We start from the raw sequence: 14,338 nt of genomic DNA, 5'->3' as shown, positions 1-14,338 counted from the left end.
ATCTAGATGGCACGGCCGTGATCATGAGAAAGGGCCAGCGTCCGGGAAAAACTCCCGTGAGCTGGCCCTTCTTCCTGTGCCCCCGGCAGGATTCGAACCTGCGACACCCGCTTTAGGAGAGCGGTGCTCTATCCCCTGAGCTACGAAGGCGGGGTTCCAACGCTCGACAGTGTAGCGGGTGGGTCCGTCGTGGCAGGGGCCCGAACCCTGGTCAGTACGTGAAGCGGTTCAGGTAGTCCGCGTTGGCGATCGGGGTGGTCGTCAGGTATTCGGCCGGGAGGTCGAAGGCGGCGGCCAGGGGGGTGAGGTGGGGGGCCAGGGCCGACAGGGTGTGGTTCGTCGTCGTGTGGAGGGAGTCGACCTGGGCGGGGGTGAGGTGGCCGGCGGCGAGGAGGTCGCCGGTGTGGGGGCGTAGTTCGTGGAGGAGGAAGAGGCGGGCCAGGTCCTCCAGGAGGGGGCGGGTGGTGGTCGCGCGGTCCGTGGCGGCGAGGAACGCGTCGGCGGCGGCCACGCGGGCGTGGGCGGCGACCATCTCCAGGGCGGCGCCCGAGGTCTCGTTCCAGCGGCCGACGGGGTCGCCGGAGGGGCCGTTGCGCAGGGCGGTGCGGGCGCGGGTCTGCCAGATGCGTTCGACGCAGGCGTGCAGGTCGCGGAGGAAGGGGAGGTCGGTGAGGTCGGTGCGCGAGCCTTCGGGGGTGGTCGCGGGGCCCGCTTCGTGGGCGAAGACCAGTTCGGAGGCGGCCTTCTGCCAGATGACCAGGTTGTCGCCCTCGGCGGTGATGCCGCCCTCGACGTTCAGCGGCAGGTCCGCCAGGCCGTTCTCGGGGAAGAGGCCCTGCGCGCCGCAGCGCTCGCGGCTCTCGATCGTGATGTCCCGGGCCTGCCAGGTGATCCAGCCCTTGGCGACCGCGACGATGCGTTCCGCCGCTTCGCGCTCCTCGCGGTCGGTGGGGTCGTGGGCGGCCCAGCGGTCGAGGACGGCGCGGTGCAGGAAGGTCATCGCGTACGCCGTGGCCAGTGCGTGCAGCAGGCGTCCGTGGTGGCTGCGGTGGGCGGTGAGCGGGATGCGTTCGCCGGCCCTCGGCGCGGCCACCTGGCGGTGCTGGGCGTAGCGGACGGCGATGGCGAGGGAGGCGCGGGCCATGCCCAGCGTGCCGGCGCTCATGCACAGCTTGCCGACGGTGACCCGGCCGACCGAGCGGAGGAACCGCTTGCGCCGGTTGCCGAGGCTGCTGGCGAACCGCCCGTCCTTGTCGAAGCGCCCGTGGGCCGCCTCCAGGAGGGACTCGCGGGGGAGCCGGACCCGGTCGAAGGAGGTCAGGCAGTGGTCGACGGGGGTGCCGGTGCGGTCGGGCAGCCGGCGTACCCGTATGCCGGGCAGGTGTCCGTGTTCGTCGCTGAGCGGGGTCAGGAAGAGGAAGACGCCCTGGTCCTCGTCGTCCACGAGCAGCCGGGCGGCGACCAGGGCGCTCTTCGGGCCGCCGGTGAGGCTCGTGTTCGGCATGAACTTCTGCGCGCCCGGGTTCGGCGTGTGCAGCTCGAAGCCGCCCGTCTCCCGGTCCAGGACGGCCACCGTCTCCAACGCGGCGACGTCGTTGCCGTGGGCGAGCTCGGTGCACAGGAACGTTCCGGTGCGCTCCATCGTCGTGTACGCGGTGAGGTCGCGCCGGTAGCCGTCGTGGTCGAGCAGGCTGCCGAGGAACAGGTTGTAGTGGACGCTGGCGAGCGTGCACAGGCCGCCGTCGACGAAGCCGGTCCACTCGTGGAGGGCGGCGAGCCGGTGCGCGTCGTAGCTGAGCACCTCGGCGCCGGTCCCGGCCACCGTGTCGTTGACCAGGCGCAGTCGTTCGTAGGAGAGGGCGGTGCGCTCGGCCGGGGTCAGGCCGGCGCGGTGGGCGAAGGCATCGCCGGAGACCAGTCGGCGCCACTCGGCGTGGATCCGCTCGCGGTCGTCCGTATCGAAGAGAAGGCGGGTCAGTTCGCCGCCGGCTGTGTCACCCTCGTCGAGGCCGTGTGCGGCGTCGTCGGGTTCAGGGGCTGCGGCGCCTTCTCTGAGCGGCGTCTCCGCGTGCTGGAGCATCGACTCGTCCCCCGAAGAGAGTGGACCCGGTAAGGATGGTGGTGGCCTGCCCGATAAAGATACGGATCCACCGGTTTTGTTTCAATATCCTTGTCAAACCGGTTGGATGGTTTTATTCTCGAAATGTGGACGTGTGAAGAATCCGGTCTCGCCCGGCCTCACCCTACTGCCGGCGGGAGTTCGTGCGGACCGGTCGCCGACTCATCACTCCATGTGAGCCGTTGGAATACCAGCCTCTCGGCCTCCCCGGGCCGCGGGGTACGGAGGATGTAGTGGCACAACAAGAACGGGCCATCCGTACGCGCCAGAAGATCGTGCTCGCGGCGGCCGAACTGTTCGACGAGGTCGGCTACGAGGCGGCGACGATCTCCGAGGTCCTGAAGAAATGCGGCGTGACCAAGGGCGCCCTGTACTTCCACTTCGCCTCCAAGGAAGAGCTCGCCCAGGAGGTGCTGGCCGGGCAGGTCGCCGCGCTCCCTCCCGTGCCCGAGCGCGAACTCCTGCTGCAGCAGCTCACGGACGAGGCGCTGGTCCTCGCCCATCTGCTGCACGTCGGCGACCCCATGGTGCGCGGCAGCGTGCGCCTCACCGTCGACCAGGGCTCGCCCCACGACGGCCTCGACCGCCAGGTCCCCATGCAGGGGTGGATCGACCACAACATGGATCTGCTCAGCCGCGCCAAGGAGGCCGGCGAGCTGCTCCCGCACGTGGACATCGCCTCCGCGGCCGCCCTGTTCACCGGTAGTTTCACCGGAGTCCAGGTGCTGTCCAAGATCATGACCGGGCACGGGGACATCGTGGAGCGGGAGGCGGACCTCATGCGGACCCTGCTGAGCGCCATCGCCGTCCCCGGCGTGCTCGTCCGCCTCGACTTCACACCCTCCCGCGCCGAGCAGTCGTACCAGGAGGCCGTACGGCTGCGCGACGCCGGAGCCGCCGTCACCGTCGCCGGCGGCTGACGGGACGGGGCCCCGGGGCCGGAAGGCCGAGGGGAGGGGACGTGGGTGTTCTCCTCGGTTGCGTGTGCGGTGGGGGCGCGGAACACAGGGACGAACCGAATGGAGCGCACACACATGCACATGGACACGGACACAGGCACGGGCACGGGCACAGGCACGGGCACGGGTACGGGTACGGGCACGGACGCAGGCACGGGCGCGGGCACGGACGCAGGCACACGCGCGGATATCGGCGCGGACGCGGGCAGAGGTACGGGCACGGGCAGAGGTACGGGCACGGGCGGCGCGGCCGGCGTCGCCTCCTGCCCCTACTCCTCCCCCTCCCCGGCCCCGACCCCGTACGCCCTCGACGTCACCGGGCAGGACCTCGCCGGTGAGGCCGCCGCGCTCCGCGCGCAGGGGCCCGCCGTCCAGGTCGAACTGCCCGGCGGCGTACGGGCCTGGGCCGTCGTCGGCCAGGAGCAGGTCGAGCGGCTGCTCCTCGACCACCGGGTCTCCAAGGACGCCCGCCGGCACTGGCCCGCCTTCGCCGAGGGCCGGATCACCCCCGAGTGGCCGCTCTACCCCTGGGTCGCCAACGAGAACATGCTCTTCTCGTACGGTGCCGAGCACGCCCGCCTGCGCCGCCTCGTCGCCGCCGCGTTCACCGCCCGCCGCACCGCCGCGCTCAAGCCCCGCATCGAGGAGATAGCGGCCTCGCTCCTCGACCCGCTCGCCGCCGCGCTCGACGCCGGCGGCACCGCCGAACTCCGCACCGCCTACGCCGAGTCGCTCCCCCTCCAGGTCATCTGCGAGCTCTTCGGCGTCGCCGAGGGCGCCGCCCGTGACGAACTCTGCGCGGCCCTCCGTACCGTGTTCAGCTCCAGCGTCTCCGCCGCCACCATGGAAGCCGCCCGCGGCACCGCCTTCCGGCAGCTCGCCGGGCTCGTCGCCGAACGACGCCTGGCGCCCGGCGACGACCTCACCTCCTCCCTCATCGCCGCCCGCGACGGCGCCGACGCCCTCACCGAGAACGAACTCCTCGGCTCCCTCTTCCTATTGATCGCCGCAGGCCAGGACACCACCGCCGCGCTCATCGTCAACGCCGCCGCCGCCCTGCTCGCCCACCCCGAGCAGCTCGGCCACATCCGGGCCGGCCGCGCCACCTGGGAGGACGCGGTCGCCGAGACCCTCCGCACCCACAGCCCCGCCGCCTACTCGCCGATGCGCTTCGCCGTCGAGGACATCGAGCTCGACGGCGTGCGGATCGCCCAGGGCGACCCGATCCTCGTCAACTTCGCCGCCGGAGGCCTGGATCCGAGCCGGTACGGGGCGGACGCCGCCCGTTTCGACCTGCTCCGCACCGACCGGGACACGCTCGGTTTCGGACATGGTGTGCACCGCTGCCTCGGCTCCCCGCTCGCCGTCCTGGAGGCGTCCGTCGCGCTCTCCGCGCTCTTCGACCGCTTCCCCCGCCTGGAACTCGGCTGCTCGGCGACCGCCTTGGCCCCGATGCCGACCTTCCTGCTCAACGGATACGGGGCCTTGCCCGTACGCCTGGGCGCCTAGCGGGTCCTGGCCGCTCCTGGCCGGACGCTCACGGTCTCTCTTTCCGGCATCGAAAACCGCAGGGCCGGTTTGTTAAAGTGCTGAGAAGATGACACGTGTTGGCACGCCCTCGACCGAGCGGCGGTAGCGACGGAGGCCCCTTGGCCAAGCAGGAGCGGGCGATTCGTACCCGCAACGCGCTCATCGAGTCGGCCGCCGCGCTCTTCGACCGGGACGGTTTCGAGGTCGCCTCGCTCGCGACCATCAGCGCCCGCGCCGGGGTCAGCAGCGGGGCGCTGCACTTCCACTTCCAGAGCAAGGCGGCCCTCGCCGACGCGGTAGTCGGCGCGGCGGGCGAGCGGCTCGTCCGCATCACCCGCGACCGCGAGGCCCTGCCGCTGCAGATCGTCATCGACGCCAGCCACGAACTGGTCCAGGGGCTGCGCGCCGACTCCGTGCTGCGCGCGGGCTTCGACCTCAGCGCGGGTTCCGAACGGCGCCCGCGTGCGTCCCAGGACCTGCGGCGCCTCTGGCGCGACTGGGTCGAGTCGACCGTGACGCGCGCCGAGCGCGAGGGCCAGCTCGCCCCGGACGTGGCGGCGCGCGATGTCGCCGCGGCGGTGGTGGCGGTGGCCGCCGGGCACGAGGTGCTCGGACACCAGGACCCGTACTGGCTCGAACGCGCGCCGCTCACCCGCTTCTGGTCCTTCCTGCTGCCCCGAGTGGTCGGCGACACCCGCGTGGGCCTCTTCATCGCCTCGGGCGACCCGGCGGCGGAGCCGGTGGCGGGGTAGGGCGGGCGTTACGGGGTAGGGCGGGCGGCTGGGCTGGGCCGCCCCCCCGTCGTACGCCCCGGTGTGCCGGACCAGCCCCGCTTGACGCCCGCGAGAGCCGGGCATAGCGTCGGCGGCCGGCGAGCTGAGCAAGCGCTTAGGAGGGCAGGTCGTGGTCGACCCCCGCACGGACCCGAACCCCTGCACAGCCACGTACCCCCACACAGACACGTACCCCCGCACGGACGCGGCGGACCCACGGACGGAACGGCTCACCGCCCCCGGCGCCCCCTTCGCCGTCGAGGACGGCGTGTACGTCGGCGGGCCCCGGACCCTGCGGGAGTTCGTGGAGGCCACCTGGGGCTACGGCGACCGTCCGTTCCTCGTCGCCGAGGACCGGGTGCTGAGCTACCGGGAGTTCTTCGACGCCGCCTGCGGACTCGCCCGCCGCCTGCTCGACGTCCACGGCCTGCGTCCCGGCGACCGCGCCGTCGTCGCGATGCGCAACCACCCCGAGTGGCAGATCGCCTTCTGGGCCGCGCAGCTCGCCGGGCTCGTCGCCGTACCGCTCAACGCCTGGTGGACCGAGGGCGAGTTCACGTACGCGCTCGACGACTGCACGCCCCGCGTCCTGCTCGTCGACGGCGAGCGGGTCCCGCGCGTCGCCGCCTGGGCCCGGGCCCGCTCCGTGCCCGGCATCGTGTTCCACCCCGGGACGCGGCCGGAGCCGGACGGTGACCTGCCCGAGGGGTTCGAGGCGTACGTCCCCGACCTCGACCCCTTCCTCGGGCCCCCGGCCGTCGACGTGCTGCCCGAGCAGGACGCCACCGTCCTCTACACCTCCGGCACCACCGGCCGCCCCAAGGGAGCCGTCGCCACCCACCTCGCCCAGGCCGGGGCGGCGATGCACCCGCGCTATCACGCGGCCGTCTCCGCGCTCCGTCGCGGCGAGACGCCCGGGGCCGGTCCCGTACCGGTCTCGCTCACCACCTTCCCCTTCTTCCACGTCGCCGCGTTCACGTCCTTCTACTCGGTGATGGCGGCCGGCGGCACCCTCGTCCTGATGCGCAAGTGGGACGCGGACCGGGCCCTGGAAATGATCCGCGCCCACCGCGTCACCCACTACGCGGGCGTCCCGACCACCGCCCTCCAGCTCCTCGACGCCGCCGCGCGCACCGGGGACCCGCTGGAGACGCTCACCATGCTCAACACCGGGGGAGCGGCGGCCCCGCCCGAGATCGCCGCGCGGATCGCCGAGCGGTACGGGGACCGCATCGAGCCCCGCAACGGCTACGGCCTCACCGAGACCTGCGGCGGTGTGCTCGCCAACTTCGGCGCCGAGTACCGGGCCCACCCCGAGAGCGTCGGGCGGCCCGCCCCCGCCACCGAGGTGCGCGTCGACCGGCCGGACGCGGAAGGCGTCGGCGAGCTGTGGCTGCGCGGCCAGTCGCTGATCCGCGGCTACTGGGGCGACGAGGAGGCCACCCGGGCCGCCTTCACCCCCGAGGGCTGGTTCCGCACCGGCGACCTGGCGCACGTGCGGGACGGGCGGGTCACCGTCGTCGACCGGATCAAGGACCTGGTGATCCGGGGCGGCGAGAACGTGTACTGCGTCGAGGTCGAGGGCGTCCTCCACGCCCACCCGGACGTCGTCGAGGCCGCCGTCGTCGGCGTCCCGCACCCCGCCCTCGGCGAGGAGGTCGCCGCCGTGGTCCGCCTCCGCGCGGGAGCGACGCCGGACCCCGAAGGGCTGCGGACCCACGTCGGCGCGCGCCTCGCGGCGTTCAAGGTGCCGGCCCACGTCCTCGTACGGGAGACGGAGCTGCCCCGCAACGAGACGGGGAAGGTACTGAAGCGCCGACTGCGCGACGAGGCCCGGGAAGAGCTGGGGGACGGGGCCGGGGGGTAAATCCGGGCGGGGCCAGGGGACGGGCCTCGGGGGTAGCTCCGGGCGGGCCACGGGTCGAGCCTCGGGGGTAGCTCCGGGCCGGCCCGCCGGTGAGTCCCGGACCGGGCCTTCCGGGCCTCGGCCCCCTCAGTTCCGCGACACCCGCACCCGGTATCCGCCCGTCGTCTCGTCCTCCGCCACCACGCTGATCCGGATGCCGTTCGCCCGGTCGGAGAAGCTCTCGCCGGGGCGGTACGGGGCGTCCGAGAGTTCCGCGTGGACGTTGGGGCGCCGGGTGCAGCCGCCGCTGCCGTGTTCGCTGTCGTTGACGGTGACCGGTCCGCGGCCGGTGTCCACGTCGGTGTCGACGCGGTAGATCAGGACGCCCGGCTGGCAGACGGCCTCGTCGTTGCCCTCGCGGGTGCGGACCTCGGCCGCGTACCCGGCCTTGTCGGAGAGCGGGACGAAGATCAGCTTGCGGCCGCCGGTCGTGGCCAGCGGGGTCAGGGAGAACTCGATGTCGCCCGTGCGCGAGGCGCAGCCCACCTGGTCGTTGTCGAGCCAGCCCAGCTTCCATTTGTGCCAGCCGAGCAGGTCGTTGTTGGCCCCCCAGTCCTCGGACATGATGTCCCAGTGTCCGACGGTGCCGCCGCCGTCGACGGTGTAGAGGTCGGGCAGGCCGAAGACGTGCCCGTTCTCGTGCGGCAGGACCCGGTAGCCGGTCTCGGCGTACGTCCCCGAGCCGTCGTCCTGGCGGCTGTAGACGAAGGACGTGTTGGCGAGCGGAACCCCGTCCGCGTAGGGGGCGTCGTCGTTCCCGGAGAAGGTGACGGACAGCACCGTGTCGAGGGCGGAGGGGCCGGCGTTGGGCGTGACCAGCACGTTGACCAGGTCGTACGCGCTGAAGTCCACCTTCGGGTCGGCGGCCTTGACGATGTCCTCGACCAGTTTGCGATACCCCGGCTCGTACGGTGAGCCGCGCTCGACGCCGTACGAGGAGAAGGGCCGGGGCATCCGCAGCCAGTCCGGTATCGGGGCCTCGGGCCGGTAGACCAGGCGCCCGTACGAGCTGGTGCGGAACCAGTCGGAGGTCTGCGGGAAGAACTCGCGGTAGCGGCTCATCGCGGTGCCCTCGCCGGGCGCGTCCGGGAAGTCGACCATCAGGTTGAGCGCCCTGATCAGTCCCGTGGACCGCGCGTACCCGGGGGAGGTGGGCAGCCCCTCCGACATCTGCACACCCATCGTCGTGGCGATCCGGCACGGGCCGAGCGGCGCTTCCCCGGGGCCCGCGGCGATCGGGCCCGCGGAGGCGGGGACCGGGCCGGGCAGGGTCGTGCTCGCCGATACCAGGGCGGCGAGCGCGAGCGCGCCCGCCGAGGCCAGGGCGATGGGTCTGCGTATCCGTCGGCGGGGCTCCTGCATGCGGTCGCCTCTCTGATCTGCGCCGATCGGGTCGGCACCGTGGGATCAGCCTGGAGCGGGGGTCGGGGGCGCGCGCGTCGGGTGGCCCGACCGGGGTACCCGGGAAGGCTCTCGCGCACCCCCCTCCCGATGTGACCCAGGTCACACGAGGAGCGGGAAATAACCGGGGACCAAGTCCCCGTTTAAGCCTGTGTTCGACGAAGTGGGGACCGAGTCCCCGGATACGGCCCGGATACGGGAAGTCCTGGAGGCAGCGCAGTGAGCACGAGCAGCAGCACCGCCGACGCGGCAGCCGACCGCCGCGTGCCCCGCCCCCGCGCGGACGCGCTGCGCAACCGCGAGCGGATCGTGACGGCGGCGCGGGAGATGTTCGTCGAGTTCGGCGCCCAGGTGCCGCTCGACGAGATCGCGCGCCGCGCGGGCGTCGGCAACGCGACGCTCTACCGCAACTTCCCCGAGCGGGGCGACCTCGTCCGCGAGGTCGTCAACTCCCTCATGGCCCGCGTCACCGAGCGGGCCCTGGAGGCCGCCGAGCAGGAGGCGGACACCTTCGCCGCCCTGCGCCGCTTCACCCACGCCGCCGCCGACGAACGGATCGGCGCCCTGTGTCCGATGCTCGACGGCACCTTCGACAAGGACCACCCCGACCTGCGGGCCGAACGCGAGCGCCTGGAGGAGGCCGTGCAGGGCCTCGTCGACCGGGCGCAGGCGGCCGGCCGGCTCCGTGCCGACGTGGGCGTCGGGGACCTGATGGTCGCCGTCTCCCAGCTCACCCGGCCGCTGCCCGGGACGGGCTGCCTGAACATGGACCGCTTCGTCCACCGCCATCTCCAGGTGTTCCTGGACGGTCTGGAGGCGCCCGCGCGCTCCGAACTGCCCGGAGCCGCCGCCACCCTCGAAGACCTGAGGAGCGACGCCGTCTGCTCCCCGTGACCCCGTGACCTCGTGAGCCCGCCGACCCTGTCGACCCCGTGAGTCCGTCGACCTCGTGAGCTCATGAGCCCGCTGACCCCATGAGCTCATGACCTCGTGAGCCCGTGACGTTCCGAGTCCGCCCTCGGCCTCGTCACTCCCCTTACGCCCTGCGCCCTGCGCCCTACGTCCTTTACAGAAGTCCCTTTTTCACCAGTACGCGCCAAGAGGTGGCTACCCCCATGTCGAAAATCCCCGAATCCTCTCCTCCGGCCCAGGCCGACCCGAGTCGCTGGAAGGCGCTCGTCTTCATCGCCCTGGCCCAGCTGATGGTCGTGCTCGACGCGACGATCGTGAACATCGCGCTGCCCTCCGCCCAGCAGGATCTGGGGATCTCCGACGGCAACCGGCAGTGGGTCATCACCGCCTACGCCCTGGCCTTCGGTGGTCTGCTCCTGTTCGGCGGACGTGTCGCCGACCTGTGGGGCCGCAAGCGCACCTTCGTGGTCGGTCTGATCGGCTTCGCCGCGGCCTCCGCCCTCGGTGGCGCCGCCACCGGTGAGGCGACGATGCTCGGCGCCCGCGCGCTGCAGGGCGCGTTCGGCGCGCTGCTCGCCCCGGCGGCCCTTTCGCTCCTCGCGGTGATGTTCACCGACGCCAAGGAGCGCGCCAAGGCCTTCGGCATCTACGGTGCGATCGCCGGTGGCGGTGGCGCGGTGGGCCTGATCCTCGGTGGTTTCCTCACCGAGTACCTGAACTGGCGCTGGACCTTCTTCGTCAACATCCCGTTCGCGATCGTCGCCGCCCTGGGCGCGTACTTCGTGATCCGTGAGCCGGCCGGCGGCCGCAACCGCTCGCCGCTCGACATCCCGGGCGTGGTCCTGTCCACCCTCGGTCTGGTCTCGCTGGTGTACGGCTTCACGCGCGCCGAGTCCGACGGCTGGAGCGACCCCACCACCATCGGCCTGTTCGTCGGCGCGGTCCTCCTCCTCGGCGCCTTCGCGCTCGTCGAGTCGCGGGTGAAGTCGCCGCTGCTGCCGCTGCGCGTGGTGACCGACCGCAACCGTGGCGGTGTCTACCTCTCGCTGGGTCTCGCGGTCATCGCGATGTTCGGTCTGTTCCTGTTCCTGACCTACTACCTGCAGGTCGTGAAGGGGTACTCGCCGGTCAAGACGGGCTTCGCCTTCCTGCCGATGATCGCGGGCATGATCACCGGATCCACCCAGATCGGCACGCGGCTGATGACCCGGGTCCCGCCGCGCTTCCTGATGGGCCCCGGCTTCCTGACCGCCGGGCTCGGCATGCTGCTGCTCACGCAGCTGGAGATCGGCTCCTCGTACGCCGGTCTGATCCTGCCGGCGCAGCTGCTGCTGGGCCTCGGCATGGGTACGGCGTTCATGCCGGCGATGTCCCTGGCCACGCACGGGGTCGACCCCCGGGACGCCGGTGTGGCCTCCGCGATGGTCAACACCTCGCAGCAGGTCGGCGGCGCCATCGGCACGGCCCTGCTGAACACGATCGCCGCCTCGGCGACGACCGCGTACCTCGTCGACCACGCGGCCGGCGCGACCACCCCGGCGGCGCAGAAGCTGCTCCAGCTCCAGGGCATGGTCGAGGGCTACTCGGCCGCGATCTGGTGGGCGGTCGGCATCCTGGTGGCCTCGGCCACGATCGCGCTCACGCTGATCAACACCGGCAAGCCGGGCACGGGCGCGGTCGCCGCCTCGGGCTCCGGTGCGGGCGCCGGGGACGAGGTGAAGATCCCGGTCATCGCCCACTGACCCGCGGCAGCGCCGCCACCTCGCGCGTCACCCGCCTGCCCTGGCTCCCGTTCAGCGGAGCCAGGGCAGGTCCGCGTTCGGGTCCGCCGGTTCCAGGCCCTCGGCCATCGTGCGCATGATGGCGCCGAGCTGCTCGACCTGCTCCGGGGTGAGCCGGTCGAAGAGCGCCTGCCGTACGGCGGTGACATGGCCGGGCGCGGTCCTGCGCAGCACCTCGTACCCCTCGTCCGTCAGGGCGGCGAACTGGCCGCGCTTGTCGGAGGGGCACTCCTCGCGGGTCACCCACCCGTTCTTCTCCAGGCGCGCGATGGCGTGCGAGAGCCGGGAGCGGGTGATCTTCACGTCCTTGGCCAGCTCCGTCATGCGCATCCGGCGCCGGGGGGCCTGGGAGAGCTGGACGAGCAGCCCGTAGTACGTGTGCGGCATCCCGGCGTCGCGCTGGAGCTGGCGGTCGAGGTGGTCCTCCAGCAGGGTGGTGGCATGGAGGTAGGCGCGCCAGACGCGCTGTTCCTCGGCGCTGAGCCAGCGGGGTTCGGTCACGGTCATGGCATCCATCGTACGACCCATTCTTGAAAGTTGAACTATTTGGACTTACGCTGGCGTCGACAGCGAGCTTGAAAGTTCAATCATCGGCTCAAGGGTCAGCTCAAGGGCCGGCTCAAGAACCGGCTCAAGAACCAGCTCAAGGGAACGACCCCGAAAGGCGGACACCATGGCTGCCACCGACGTCACGCCGGAGCGGATGCCCGCTCTCTACCTCTCGCACGGCGCCCCGCCGCTCGCCGACGACCCGATCTGGCCCGGTCAGCTCGCCGCCTGGTCCGCGACGCTGCCCCGCCCCAAGGCGATCCTGATGGTCTCCGCGCACTGGGAGGAGGCCCCGCTCGCCCTCGGCGCGACCGAGACCGTCCCGCTCGTCTACGACTTCTGGGGCTTCCCCGAGCACTACTACCGCGTCGAGTACGCGGCCCCGGGCGCCCCCGCGCTCGCCGAGTCCGTCCGCAAGCTGCTGCGCGCCCCCGGCGCGCCCGTGCAGGACATGCCCGACCGGGGGCTCGACCACGGCGCGTACGTCCCGCTCGTCGAGATGTACCCCGGCGCCGACATCCCCGTGCTCCAGATCTCCATGCCCACCCTCGACCCGCGCCGGCTCATGGAGATCGGCCGCAGGCTCGCCCCGCTGCGCGACGAGGGCGTGCTGATCGTCGGCAGCGGCTTCTTCACCCACAACCTGGCCGCCCTGCGCCACACCGGACCCGGCGTGCCCGGCTGGTCCGCCGAGTTCGACGCCTGGGGGCACGAGGCCCTCGCCGCGCAGGACGTCGACGCCCTGCTCGACTTCGAGGCGAAGTCCCCCGCCGGCCGGCTCGCCCACCCGCGCACCGAGCACTTCGCCCCGCTCTTCGTCGCGATGGGCGCGGCGGACGCGGCCGGCGACCTCGACCGGGAGCGGAGCACCATCGACGGATTCTGGATGGGACTCGCGAAGCGATCGGTCCAGTTCGGCTGAGCAACCCTGAGCGGGCGGGTGTCGTCTTCAGGGGCGAGGGCGGAGCCGAGGGAGTCCCCGTACCGAGTGTGACGGCGGTCTCACGTCCGCGGCCTTCCCGTGGTCGCGGCAGAGCCGCCGGATCGGCCTCCGTGGCGGCCTGACCTGCGCTTCCGTGGGTCTCGTCGGGCTGCCCTCCTCGTCGGCGGCGGCGCAGGATACTGCATGATCGCGAAAATCCATGTGCCCTGTGGGAATTCTGTCCTGATTCCAGTCGTTGTTTCCGTCGGATGCAGGGCACCCGAAAGGGTGTCGCGACCTACTCAGCAAGGGAGCACGCATGGCAACCCGTGCCGTCGCCCGTCGTCAGTCCTCCGCCGCGAGCGGAAGCAAGCGGGCAAGCAGCGTTCGCGCCGTGGGCGGGGAGATCGCCGACCGCGACCTGGTCGGCATGTACCTCGACGAGATCGCGCGCACGCCTCTGCTCGACGCCGCCAAGGAGGTCGAGCTCTCCCAGACCATCGAGGCGGGTGTCTACGCCCGGCAGGTCCTCGACGGCGAGGTGGAGAGCGAGGCGGGCGGCGCGTCCCGCGAGGAGCTCGAGGCGCTGGTCGCCGAGGGCGAGCGTGCCAAGGACCTCTTCATCAAGTCCAACCTGCGACTCGTCGTCGCCGTGGCCCGGCGCTACCCGCGCAGCGGGCTGCCGCTGCTCGACCTGATCCAGGAGGGGAACGCGGGCCTGGTGCGCGCGGTCGAGAAGTTCGACTACGCCAAGGGCTTCAAGTTCTCGACGTACGCCACGTGGTGGATCCGCCAGGCCATCACGCGGTCCATCGCCGACCAGTCCCGCACCATCCGGCTCCCCGTCCACCTGGTGGAGGAGCTCGGGCGGATCCGCCGCGTCCAGCGCGAGTTCAACCGCGAGCACGGGCGCGAGCCGGAGCCCACGGAGATCGCGGCCGAGCTGGACACGACCCCCGCGCGCGTCACCGACGTCCTGGACTGGGCGCGCGACCCGGTCTCGCTCAACATGTCGGTCGACGACCAGGGCGAGACGCAGTTCGGCGACCTCCTTGAGGACACGTCGGCGGTCTCGCCGGAGCAGTCGGTGCTCACGCTGCTGCGCAGCGAGGAGCTCGACGACCTCATCGACAAGCTGGACAACCGCACCGCCTCGATCATCCGGATGCGCTACGGCATCGAGGACGGGCGCGAGCGGACCCTGACGGAGGTGGGCAAGCAGCACGGTCTGACCCGCGAGCGCATCCGCCAGATCGAGAAGCACGCACTCCTTGAGCTGAAGAAGATGGCCCGGGACACGGGCTTCGACGCGGTGGCCTGAGCCGGCCGTCGCGACCCGGCGGGGGGGGGGGGGGGGGGGGGGGGGGGGGGGCGCGCGCGCGGGGGGGGGCGCCGCGGGGGGGGGGGGGGGGGGGGGGGGGGGGGGGGGCCCTCGTCCGTGCGCGGGTGGCGTGCGGGGTCAGGAGCGGGGCGGGGTCCGCGGGTT

Annotated in this window: 11 protein-coding genes and 1 tRNA gene; 8 read left to right on the top strand and 4 right to left on the bottom strand. The window is 72.3% G+C overall.

What is annotated here, in order from left to right; translation table 11 throughout:
• Positions 1-77: 77 nt before the first annotated feature.
• Together ACZ3ZE_RS33865 and ACZ3ZE_RS33860 are read right to left on the bottom strand one after the other, a co-directional pair.
• Positions 78-150 (bottom strand) — tRNA-Arg (locus ACZ3ZE_RS33865).
• 61 nt (positions 151-211) lie between these two features.
• Positions 212-2,080 carry an acyl-CoA dehydrogenase family protein gene (locus ACZ3ZE_RS33860; protein WP_361171590.1) on the bottom strand — a complete coding sequence of 623 codons (1,869 nt, stop codon included), beginning with the start codon at positions 2,078-2,080 and terminating at the stop codon, positions 212-214.
• 272 nt (positions 2,081-2,352) lie between these two features.
• Here ACZ3ZE_RS33860 and ACZ3ZE_RS33855 point away from each other — a divergent pair, with 272 nt between their 5' ends.
• The 4 genes from ACZ3ZE_RS33855 to ACZ3ZE_RS33840 all read left to right on the top strand — a co-directional run bounded on the left by ACZ3ZE_RS33855 (position 2,353) and on the right by ACZ3ZE_RS33840 (position 7,248).
• Positions 2,353-3,039: a ScbR family autoregulator-binding transcription factor gene (locus ACZ3ZE_RS33855; RefSeq protein WP_363290787.1), complete on the top strand. Its 687-nt coding sequence runs from the start codon at positions 2,353-2,355 to the stop codon at positions 3,037-3,039.
• A gap of 120 nt (positions 3,040-3,159) precedes the next feature.
• Positions 3,160-4,587, top strand: a complete 1,428-nt coding sequence (locus ACZ3ZE_RS33850; protein ID WP_467261789.1) for a cytochrome P450 family protein — start codon at positions 3,160-3,162, stop codon at positions 4,585-4,587.
• A 140-nt stretch (positions 4,588-4,727) separates the two neighbouring features.
• Positions 4,728-5,360 carry a ScbR family autoregulator-binding transcription factor gene (locus ACZ3ZE_RS33845; RefSeq protein ID WP_361171599.1) on the top strand — a complete coding sequence of 211 codons (633 nt, stop codon included), beginning with the start codon at positions 4,728-4,730 and terminating at the stop codon, positions 5,358-5,360.
• Positions 5,361-5,511: 151 nt separating this feature from the next.
• Positions 5,512-7,248: a class I adenylate-forming enzyme family protein gene (locus tag ACZ3ZE_RS33840; protein WP_467261787.1), complete on the top strand. Its 1,737-nt coding sequence runs from the start codon at positions 5,512-5,514 to the stop codon at positions 7,246-7,248.
• Between the two features lie 126 nt (positions 7,249-7,374).
• On the opposite strand, the gene ACZ3ZE_RS33835 is transcribed toward ACZ3ZE_RS33840, so the two are convergent.
• Positions 7,375-8,649 (bottom strand): M6 family metalloprotease domain-containing protein, encoded by a 1,275-nt coding sequence (locus tag ACZ3ZE_RS33835; RefSeq protein ID WP_361171602.1) that lies wholly within the window; start codon positions 8,647-8,649, stop codon positions 7,375-7,377.
• A gap of 258 nt (positions 8,650-8,907) precedes the next feature.
• Here ACZ3ZE_RS33835 and ACZ3ZE_RS33830 point away from each other — a divergent pair, with 258 nt between their 5' ends.
• Together ACZ3ZE_RS33830 and ACZ3ZE_RS33825 are read left to right on the top strand one after the other, a co-directional pair.
• Positions 8,908-9,582 carry a TetR/AcrR family transcriptional regulator gene (locus tag ACZ3ZE_RS33830; RefSeq protein ID WP_467261785.1) on the top strand — a complete coding sequence of 225 codons (675 nt, stop codon included), beginning with the start codon at positions 8,908-8,910 and terminating at the stop codon, positions 9,580-9,582.
• Between the two features lie 221 nt (positions 9,583-9,803).
• Positions 9,804-11,342 (top strand): MFS transporter, encoded by a 1,539-nt coding sequence (locus ACZ3ZE_RS33825; protein ID WP_361626386.1) that lies wholly within the window; start codon positions 9,804-9,806, stop codon positions 11,340-11,342.
• A 51-nt stretch (positions 11,343-11,393) separates the two neighbouring features.
• Here the strand turns inward: ACZ3ZE_RS33825 and ACZ3ZE_RS33820 are convergent, their stop codons facing one another.
• A complete protein-coding gene (locus ACZ3ZE_RS33820) occupies positions 11,394-11,888 on the bottom strand; it encodes a MarR family winged helix-turn-helix transcriptional regulator (protein WP_442304892.1) in 495 nt (164 codons plus the stop codon).
• Positions 11,889-12,054: 166 nt separating this feature from the next.
• Here ACZ3ZE_RS33820 and ACZ3ZE_RS33815 point away from each other — a divergent pair, with 166 nt between their 5' ends.
• Both ACZ3ZE_RS33815 and ACZ3ZE_RS33810 read left to right on the top strand, forming a co-directional pair.
• Entirely contained in the window at positions 12,055-12,852 is a 798-nt protein-coding gene (locus ACZ3ZE_RS33815; RefSeq protein WP_361626389.1) for a dioxygenase family protein, read from the top strand.
• A gap of 319 nt (positions 12,853-13,171) precedes the next feature.
• Positions 13,172-14,173, top strand: a complete 1,002-nt coding sequence (locus tag ACZ3ZE_RS33810) for a sigma-70 family RNA polymerase sigma factor (RefSeq protein ID WP_361171617.1) — start codon at positions 13,172-13,174, stop codon at positions 14,171-14,173.
• The last annotated feature ends 165 nt before the right edge of the window (positions 14,174-14,338 follow it).

Source organism: Streptomyces sp. NPDC023157, assembly GCF_055560575.1.
The sequence above is the reverse complement of the archived record's forward strand: the minus strand, read 5'-3'. Positions and strand labels throughout refer to the sequence as shown.

What these genes read in the sequence shown, in the direction of transcription:
- ACZ3ZE_RS33860 (WP_361171590.1), bottom strand. Translation starts at nt 2,080, where the DNA reads ATGCTCCAGCACGCGGAGACGCCGCTCAGAGAAGGCGCCGCAGCCCCT.
- ACZ3ZE_RS33850 (WP_467261789.1), top strand. Translation starts at nt 3,160, where the DNA reads ATGGACACGGACACAGGCACGGGCACGGGCACAGGCACGGGCACGGGT.
- ACZ3ZE_RS33835 (WP_361171602.1), bottom strand. Translation starts at nt 8,649, where the DNA reads ATGCAGGAGCCCCGCCGACGGATACGCAGACCCATCGCCCTGGCCTCG.
- ACZ3ZE_RS33825 (WP_361626386.1), top strand. Translation starts at nt 9,804, where the DNA reads ATGTCGAAAATCCCCGAATCCTCTCCTCCGGCCCAGGCCGACCCGAGT.
- ACZ3ZE_RS33820 (WP_442304892.1), bottom strand. Translation starts at nt 11,888, where the DNA reads ATGACCGTGACCGAACCCCGCTGGCTCAGCGCCGAGGAACAGCGCGTC.
- ACZ3ZE_RS33815 (WP_361626389.1), top strand. Translation starts at nt 12,055, where the DNA reads ATGGCTGCCACCGACGTCACGCCGGAGCGGATGCCCGCTCTCTACCTC.
- ACZ3ZE_RS33810 (WP_361171617.1), top strand. Translation starts at nt 13,172, where the DNA reads ATGGCAACCCGTGCCGTCGCCCGTCGTCAGTCCTCCGCCGCGAGCGGA.